Annotated in this window: 7 protein-coding genes and 1 pseudogene; all 8 read left to right on the forward strand. The window is 58.7% G+C overall.

Annotation, left to right across the window (positions count from 1 at the left end):
- Positions 1-2 precede the first annotated feature (2 nt).
- Positions 3-557: an ATP-binding protein gene (locus ATY79_RS02740; RefSeq protein ID WP_088702978.1), complete on the forward strand. Its 555-nt coding sequence runs from the start codon at positions 3-5 to the stop codon at positions 555-557.
- An 18-nt stretch (positions 558-575) separates the two neighbouring features.
- Complete coding sequence (locus ATY79_RS02745; RefSeq protein WP_088702979.1) at positions 576-914, forward strand: hypothetical protein; 339 nt, start codon at positions 576-578, stop codon at positions 912-914.
- 123 nt (positions 915-1,037) lie between these two features.
- Entirely contained in the window at positions 1,038-2,132 is a 1,095-nt protein-coding gene (locus ATY79_RS02750; RefSeq protein WP_245312304.1) for a helix-turn-helix domain-containing protein, read from the forward strand.
- Between the two features lie 422 nt (positions 2,133-2,554).
- Complete coding sequence (locus ATY79_RS02755) at positions 2,555-2,776, forward strand: hypothetical protein (protein ID WP_088702980.1); 222 nt, start codon at positions 2,555-2,557, stop codon at positions 2,774-2,776.
- 330 nt (positions 2,777-3,106) lie between these two features.
- Positions 3,107-3,484, forward strand: a complete 378-nt coding sequence (locus tag ATY79_RS02760; RefSeq protein ID WP_088702981.1) for a VOC family protein — start codon at positions 3,107-3,109, stop codon at positions 3,482-3,484.
- A gap of 47 nt (positions 3,485-3,531) precedes the next feature.
- Positions 3,532-5,076, forward strand: coding sequence for a DHA2 family efflux MFS transporter permease subunit (locus ATY79_RS02765; protein ID WP_088702982.1), 1,545 nt, complete (start codon positions 3,532-3,534; stop codon positions 5,074-5,076).
- Positions 5,077-5,206: 130 nt separating this feature from the next.
- Positions 5,207-6,229 carry an LLM class flavin-dependent oxidoreductase gene (locus ATY79_RS02770; protein WP_088703029.1) on the forward strand — a complete coding sequence of 341 codons (1,023 nt, stop codon included), beginning with the start codon at positions 5,207-5,209 and terminating at the stop codon, positions 6,227-6,229.
- A 92-nt stretch (positions 6,230-6,321) separates the two neighbouring features.
- Positions 6,322-7,095: pseudogene (locus tag ATY79_RS02775) on the forward strand (IS5 family transposase).
- The last annotated feature ends 288 nt before the right edge of the window (positions 7,096-7,383 follow it).

The raw sequence follows: 7,383 nt of genomic DNA on the forward strand, positions 1-7,383 counted from the left end.
ACATGACCACCATGGTCTTTGGACAGGAACACCTCACCTTTCCCGATACGACCCACGCCTTCCGGCTCCGCTTGCTTGACGGTCCGCTTGATCTTGCCTGGAAGCACTCCGGCATGACGTCCGATTTCATCGCCGAGATGATGGCGCCGAGGTTTCGTCCTTCGAAGCGGATCTACAATCAACTCAGGCAGGATATTGGCTATCTCGCCAACGAATTGATCGAGAACGCCATTAAGTTTCGCGTTCGTGGAGAAGTCGTGATAGAAGCGATTGCACAACCTGATTATTTTCGACTCAGGGTAACAAATTTCGTCGACAGCGAGACGGCCGACAGGTTCAAGCAACTGCTCGGTAAGGTAACGAGCAATGATCCGGGCGATCTGCTGATCAGGCAGATCGAGGCAAACGCCATGGCCGTGACCGGTGAGGCGTCCGGCTTGGGTTTGTTGACCTTGATGAGCGACTACGAGGTGCAGTTTGCCTGGCGCTTCGAGGAGGACAATCCTCACGAACGAACAAGGCTTGAAACCTATGCCGCGATGGCAATTCCGGCATGAAACGGCAGGAGGTGCGCCATGGAAATTAGAGAAGAAGCCTACCGTGTCTGGTCCGAAGGCAGCACCGTCTATTTTGATGGGACGATGCGACTGTCTGGACCTGATGAGTATGCTCCCGTCCAGGCACTGGCGATGAAGGCGCTCGAAAATGGGGGCGGCAAAACCACCTTGGACCTAACGGGCCTGGAGTTCCTCAATTCCTCCGGTATAAACCTTCTCGCCAAACTGACAATCGAAGCGCGCAAACGCCCGGATATCCACCTGACCGTGCTGGGGTCCTCGCAGATTTCGTGGCAGACGAAGTCGCTGCCCAACTTGAAGAAGCTGCACCCGGGCGTTGATCTAAGGATGACCTGACGAGGAGCGAAAGAAAGAGCGGTGCTCGCCTGACCGATGATGGAGGCCGAATTGCCAGACGATGAACGATCTCGATCCACCCCAGCACAAGCCAATGTCGGCGTCGGCGACAGGTCTGCGCAGATGGAACGTCGTCGCTTTCCTCGCGAAGCGAAACCGCACAAAGAGCAGCCGGCACCACCACCAGCATTGAAGCCGTTGCGGTTTTCTACGCGCGAACTCGAACCGGAACAGCAATTTGCCGCTTGGCAATCTTACGTCGCCCCGCTTGTCGATATCCGCCGCCCGGATGGTTCTCCCACGGGCTTTGCGGCCGACCACGCAGCCTGGAACCTTGGCGGCATGCTCATCGTGCAGCAAAATACGCCGGCCCACAGCTATATGCGCTCGGAAGCGAAGGTGAGGTCAAGCCCTATCGATCACTGGCATATTGCCGTGTTGCGCAGCGGCCAGACATGGACGGAAGTCGGTGGACATGTTTGCGAGGGCGAGCCTGGAAAGGTGGAATTGCGCAGTCTGGGACATCCCTTTCGCGGTCGATCGACGGACGCCCAGACCCTGTCCCTCTACCTGCCTCGGGACCTGCTCCATTCGGCCTCCACGGAGATCAAGAACAACATCGCGCTTTCTGGAACGCGCGCCAAACTGCTGATCGACTATCTGGATGGTGTGGAGGCGAAGCTCGCGCAGCTGGCCGAGCTGGAACTTCCGCAGGTCGTCCAGACCATCCGCGACATGATCCTGACCTGGGTTTCGTCATCGCCAGCCCACCTCTCCTCCCCAGAGTCGCACAGCAATCTGCCGCTGAAGGAGCGTGTCTACCGCTTCGTCCAGCAGAATTTGATGTCATCTGACCTCACGACCGATCGTTTGTGCCGGGAGTTGGGCATCTCCCGCACACGGCTCTACCAGGCGTTCGAGGCGGACGGCGGGGTCCACCACTATATTCAGCGACGACGGCTGCTCTCGGCCCATGCAGCGTTGAGTGATACGACCAAGCGACAACAGATCGTCGATATCGCCTTCGCAGCAGGCTTTTCCTCGCCCGCGCATTTCAGCCGCGCCTTCAGCAAGGAATTCGGCTACAGCCCACGTGAGGCAAGAACCGTGGCCATGCCATCCTATCTCGCCTACGCGATCGAGCCAGCGGCCGAGGCAGAGGGCGCGCAATCCTTCGACAAATGGTTGAGAACGCTCGGGCACAGTCCCCGATCATGACTGCGTCGGTCGCGTTGAAGGCGCCATCAGCAAACACTGCAGCGCGGCCATGCGCGACCGCGATCTCCATCTGACCGGATACGTTCGGCTCAGCCCGAAAATCGATGTCACGACGGCGATGGAATCCACGACCTGCCCCAACATAAAGTGAATTCCCGCAATTGCGGCCCCCCCGGCTCGCTGTGCGTTTTGTTCGACCACTTTTGTTAGGCCGCACCCGCCAATATCGATCAACGGCAAGAGCGGCTGGAGAAATTCAAAACGCCGCAGAAATGTACGCTGCTGCAAGTTTTAGGATGCGCAGCTAACGACAGGCGCCTCGTAAGCCCTTAATAAAGAAGCATAATCGCAGTGCAGTCAGTGGGACGGAACGCACCCGCAAATGCGTTCCTTTGTAAATGTAGCAACTTCAGGGGAATATCATGGAACCTACCAATCCTACGATCCGGATCAACAATCCTCGATATCCTGCGAATGATCCATACCGCGTCGTCGAGCGCGAAGAAGTCCTTGCACAGGCCTTTCGGGCTTTCGTGCAGCGAGCCGTATCTGCTGGTTGGAAGGAATCAGAGGTTGCTCTGACCTTGGCCGATATAGCCGACGACTATGTAATGGCTCTCGCTCGAAGGGTTGCGGCAAACTAGTATTAAGTACCGTCCGCGTGTCGCAGCTGGGGGCGAATGCGGACATGCCAATCCCTTCAACGCAGCCGAGGCCCGCCGCTTCGCAGATGATGCGAGCGGTGGGCCTTGGTCGTTTGGCATCTTAGCAGGGTCCGACGACTTGCGCTCCCCTGCACTGTCGATCTGTGCGATTGGCACTCCAACCCACCCGGATCGCCCCATTGGTCGAACCGGCCAAGACCGACAATCGGATGCGGTCATTTGCTTTACGGGTATCACGCTGTACAGTCCCCGAGCAGCCAATCGGCAGCGGCTCGAACGCTCACGACTGCCGTCCCAGTAGGAGGAATAATGTTTCATCATGTTTCTATCGGCGTGTCCGATCTCGAGCGCGCCCGCAGGTTCTACGATGCTGCACTTGAGCCGTTGGGCTACACGAGGCTTTCAACGAGTGACAAGTGGCTGGGTTATGGCGCAGAACAACCCCAGCTTTGGATCAAGCTCGCGCAGCGACCGGTTTCGCCTGATATGGAGTCCGGACTGCATTTCTGTTTTATTGCCGACAGCGAGGAAGGTGTCAGAGGCTTTCATGCAAAAAGCATAGCCAATGGTGGGACGGATAATGGCGAACCCGGCATACGTCCGGAATACGCATCGTTCTACTATGCAGCATTCGTCATCGATCCTGATGGCTATCGCCTGGAAGCCTTTTTCCACCACCCCGAATGAAGGCCCGCGCCGGGTGACTGGAATACCCCTGATCGCAAGGTAACCGCATGTCGCAACACCTTGAGCCCCCCTCCTTTCGTTCGCCTGCGGCAGTGATTTGGGTGGGCTTTATTGCGATGTGCGTCGGCATGTTCATGGCGATCCTGGATGTGCAGGTCGTCGCCACATCCCTGCCAACGATCCAAGAGGCCATCAATATCGATCCTGACCAGATGAGCTGGATCCAGACCGTCTACCTCATCGCGGAGGTGGTCGCCATACCGCTGACCGGCCTGCTCACGCGCGTCTTGACGATGCGATGGCTGTTCGTCGCCTCCATCGGCCTGTTTGTCGTCGCTTCCGCCGGCTGTGCGGCAAGCGGCGACTTCAGCGAGCTGGTTGCCTGGCGGGTGCTTCAGGGCTTTTCCGGCGGCACTTTGATTCCAGCGGTATTTTCGGCTGTTTTCATCCTGTTTCCAAATGAGCGCCAGGCAATTGCCACGACCATTGCAGGCGTGCTGGCCGTCCTTGCCCCAACGGTCGGCCCCATCATCGGCGGCTGGCTGACCGCGACCTACTCATGGCACTGGCTGTTTCTCATCAATATCCTTCCCGGGATTATCTCGGCGTTTGTGGCGTGGCGGTTTCTGCCACGGCAAAAGGGCGACTCGTCCGAACTTCGACATCTCGACGGTCTGTCGCTCGTCATGATGGCACTGGCGCTGACGAGCCTCGAGTTGGGACTGAAGGAAGCGCCGACGAACGGCTGGATTTCGTCTTATGTTTTAAGCCTGCTGACTGTCAGCCTGGTGTCCGGGAGCGCGTTTGCATCCCGATCGCTGCGCAGGCTGCGCCCGATCGTCGACCTCCATCATTTCCGCGACCGGAATTTTCTGGTCGGGTCGGCCCTCAGCTTCGTGCTGGGGATCGGCCTCTTCGGCTCGGTCTATCTCATGCCGGTTTTCCTTGCCTTCATCAGAGGGCACAACGCCTTGGAAATCGGGATTACGATGCTGGTCACGGGCATCACCCAACTGATCGCCGCACCGATCGCCGTTGCGCTGGAAAAGCGAACGGATCCGCGCCTGCTTTCGGCCGCAGGCTTCGCATTGTTCGCAATTGGATTGGGGATGAGCGCATTTCAGGATCCACGCTCAGACTATGACGCCATGTTCTGGCCACAGGTCGTGCGCGGTGCAGCGATCATGTTCTGCCTGCTCCCGCCGACGCGCCTGGCGCTCGGAACCCTGCCGCCGGCACAAGTACCTGACGCAAGCGGGCTGTTCAATCTGATGCGCAACCTTGGCGGCGCTATTGGCATCGCAATGATCGATACGATCATCTACACGAGATCGGAGCCGCTTGGGCAGACGCTATGGGATCAGTTGCGCGCCGGCGACGCCGCCACGGCAGCGTTTATCGGGGCTCCAGCCGGCACGGTCGCGGATAGCACAGGCAGTTTCAGTCCCGACACGATCGCCGCGCTCGATCCGCTGGTACAGACGGCAGCAAGCGTCCTTGCGATCAACGAGGCGTGGCTGATCGTCGCCATACTGACGGGCTGCGCAATACTTTTTCTGCCGTGGGCAAGACCGGCGGCGGCGCCACAGTGAGTTCATTCAGTGGCATCAACGCCAAAGGGTGAACAGACCGTTCAATCGTCTTTTCACCGCCCATGCCGCTTCCCATGTTATGTCGATCACAAATCGCACGGCAAATCGTGATATCCAACGGGGCAAAATCATGAAAAAAATCGGCTTTCTCTCCTTTGGCCACTGGACGCCTTCGCCCCAGTCGCAGACCCGCTCTGCAGGCGACGCGCTGCTCCAGTCGATCGACCTCGCCGTTGCAGCGGAGGAACTTGGTGCCGATGGTGCCTATTTCCGCGTCCACCATTTTGCCCGGCAGCTTGCCTCCCCCTTCCCGTTGCTGGCGGCAGTCGGTGCCAAAACCAAGAGCATCGAAATCGGCACCGCGGTCATCGACATGCGCTACGAGAACCCGCTTTACATGGCTGAAGACGCCGGAGCCGCGGATCTGATCGCCGACGGGCGTCTGCAGCTCGGCATCAGCCGCGGTTCGCCGGAGCAGGTCATCGATGGCTGGCGCTATTTCGGCTATCAGCCCAAGGACGGCTCGACAGACGCCGACATGGGGCGCGGCCATGCCGAAGTGTTCCTCGAAGCGCTCAAAGGGGACGGCTTTGCAAAGCCAAACCCGCGTCCGATGTTTCCGAACCCACCAGGCCTGCTCAGACTTGAACCCTATTCGGAAGGATTGCGCGAGCGCATCTGGTGGGGCGCGGGATCCAACGCGACCGCGATCTGGGCAGCCAAGCTCGGTATGAACCTGCAGAGTTCGACGCTGAAAGATGACGAAACCGGCGAACCCTTCCATGTCCAGCAGGCCGCGCAAATCCGTGCCTATAGGGACGCATGGAAAGAAGCGGGCCATAGCCGCACACCACGCGTGTCGGTCAGCCGCAGCATCTTCGCCCTTGTTGACGAACGCGACCGCGCCTATTTCGGTCGCGGCGGCAAAGAGCAGGATTCGATCGGCTATATCGACGAAAACACCAAAGCCATCTTTGGGCGTTCCTACGCGGCCGAACCCCAGGAGCTGGTCAAACAGCTTGCCGAAGACGAAGCCATTGCTGAAGCCGACACCTTGCTCTTGACGGTCCCCAATCAGCTTGGCGTCGAGTACAACGCCCATGTGATCGAGGCGATCCTCAAGCACGTCGCCCCTGCCCTCGGCTGGCGTTAAGCTCAGGGCGCGCGCTGCCCTGGGCCGTAAACTCATAAATTTGCTGGCGTACGGCGTTCGGCGTGATTCAAGGCTTCCGAATTGGAGCAATGATGACGCGCCGCCGCTACGAACTCACGGACCACGAATGGTCAATTATTTCGCCGCTACTACCGAACAAGCCCTCGCGGCGTTCCTCGGGTCGATGACCGGCGGGTCCTGAATGGCATCCTTTGGCGCTTCCGAACAGGCTCGCCATGGGCGGAAGTTCCAGACCGGTATGGTCCACCACCTGTTACAATCGCTTCGTCCGTTGGCGGAAGGCTGGTGTCTGGGATCGTCTACTTGAAGCGGTGTCCGAAGCTTATGACGGCGACATCGTCATGATCGACTCGACCTGTGTTCGCGTTCATCAGCATGCGGCCACGGGAAAAAAGGGGGATCGAGACGATGGTGGCATGGGACGTTCCCGCGGCGGACTTACGAGCAAAATCCACGCGCTCGTCGATGCCGAAGGTCGGCCAGTCACGCTCCGTCTGACCGGCGGTCAGATTGCCGACTGCACTGAAGCCGATGCGCTAATAGACGGCCTCGGCGAAGGTGATATCCTCCTTGCCGATAAGGGCTATGACAGCAACGCCGTCCGAGCCAAGGCGGCCGAACGCAAGGCCTGGGCCAACATCCCGCCGAAGGCAAACCGCAAGGGCTCCTTCTCATTTTCACGCTGGGTTTACAGGCAACGAAACCTCGTGGAGCGATTCTTCAACAAGATCAAACAGTTTCGAGGTATCGCTACGCGCTACGACAAGCGCCCGGAAAACTATCTTGCTGCTGTCAAACTCGTCGCCGCAAGGATCTGGTGTCAGAGTTATGAGTCGACACCCTAAAGCTCTCGGCCGCAAATCAGCCTCGGAAGGCCGCGTTCCAGTCTTTCAGGTCGGTGATAATGGTCAGCAGATTAGCCGAGGATCGCCGAGGCGGTCGATTCCAAACGATCAGGTGTCACCGTCATTCAGGTATTCCGGGCAAGCCTTCAGGCTAGGACGTAAACTCATAAATTCTCTTGGCGTACTGCGTTCGGCGTGATTCAAGGCTTCCGAATTGGGAGCAATGATGACGCGCCGCCGCTACGAACTCACGGACCACGAATGGTCAATTATTTCGCCGCTACTACC

Source organism: Rhizobium sp. R693 (assembly GCF_002211315.1).
GTDB lineage: Bacteria > Pseudomonadota > Alphaproteobacteria > Rhizobiales > Rhizobiaceae > Rhizobium.

Coding starts and splice junctions, on each gene's coding strand:
- ATY79_RS02750 (WP_245312304.1), top strand. CDS start 1,038: ATGGAACGTCGTCGCTTTCCTCGCGAAGCGAAACCGCACAAAGAGCAG.
- ATY79_RS02755 (WP_088702980.1), top strand. CDS start 2,555: ATGGAACCTACCAATCCTACGATCCGGATCAACAATCCTCGATATCCT.
- ATY79_RS02770 (WP_088703029.1), top strand. CDS start 5,207: ATGAAAAAAATCGGCTTTCTCTCCTTTGGCCACTGGACGCCTTCGCCC.
- ATY79_RS02760 (WP_088702981.1), top strand. CDS start 3,107: ATGTTTCATCATGTTTCTATCGGCGTGTCCGATCTCGAGCGCGCCCGC.
- ATY79_RS02765 (WP_088702982.1), top strand. CDS start 3,532: ATGTCGCAACACCTTGAGCCCCCCTCCTTTCGTTCGCCTGCGGCAGTG.
- ATY79_RS02740 (WP_088702978.1), top strand. CDS start 3: ATGACCACCATGGTCTTTGGACAGGAACACCTCACCTTTCCCGATACG.
- ATY79_RS02745 (WP_088702979.1), top strand. CDS start 576: ATGGAAATTAGAGAAGAAGCCTACCGTGTCTGGTCCGAAGGCAGCACC.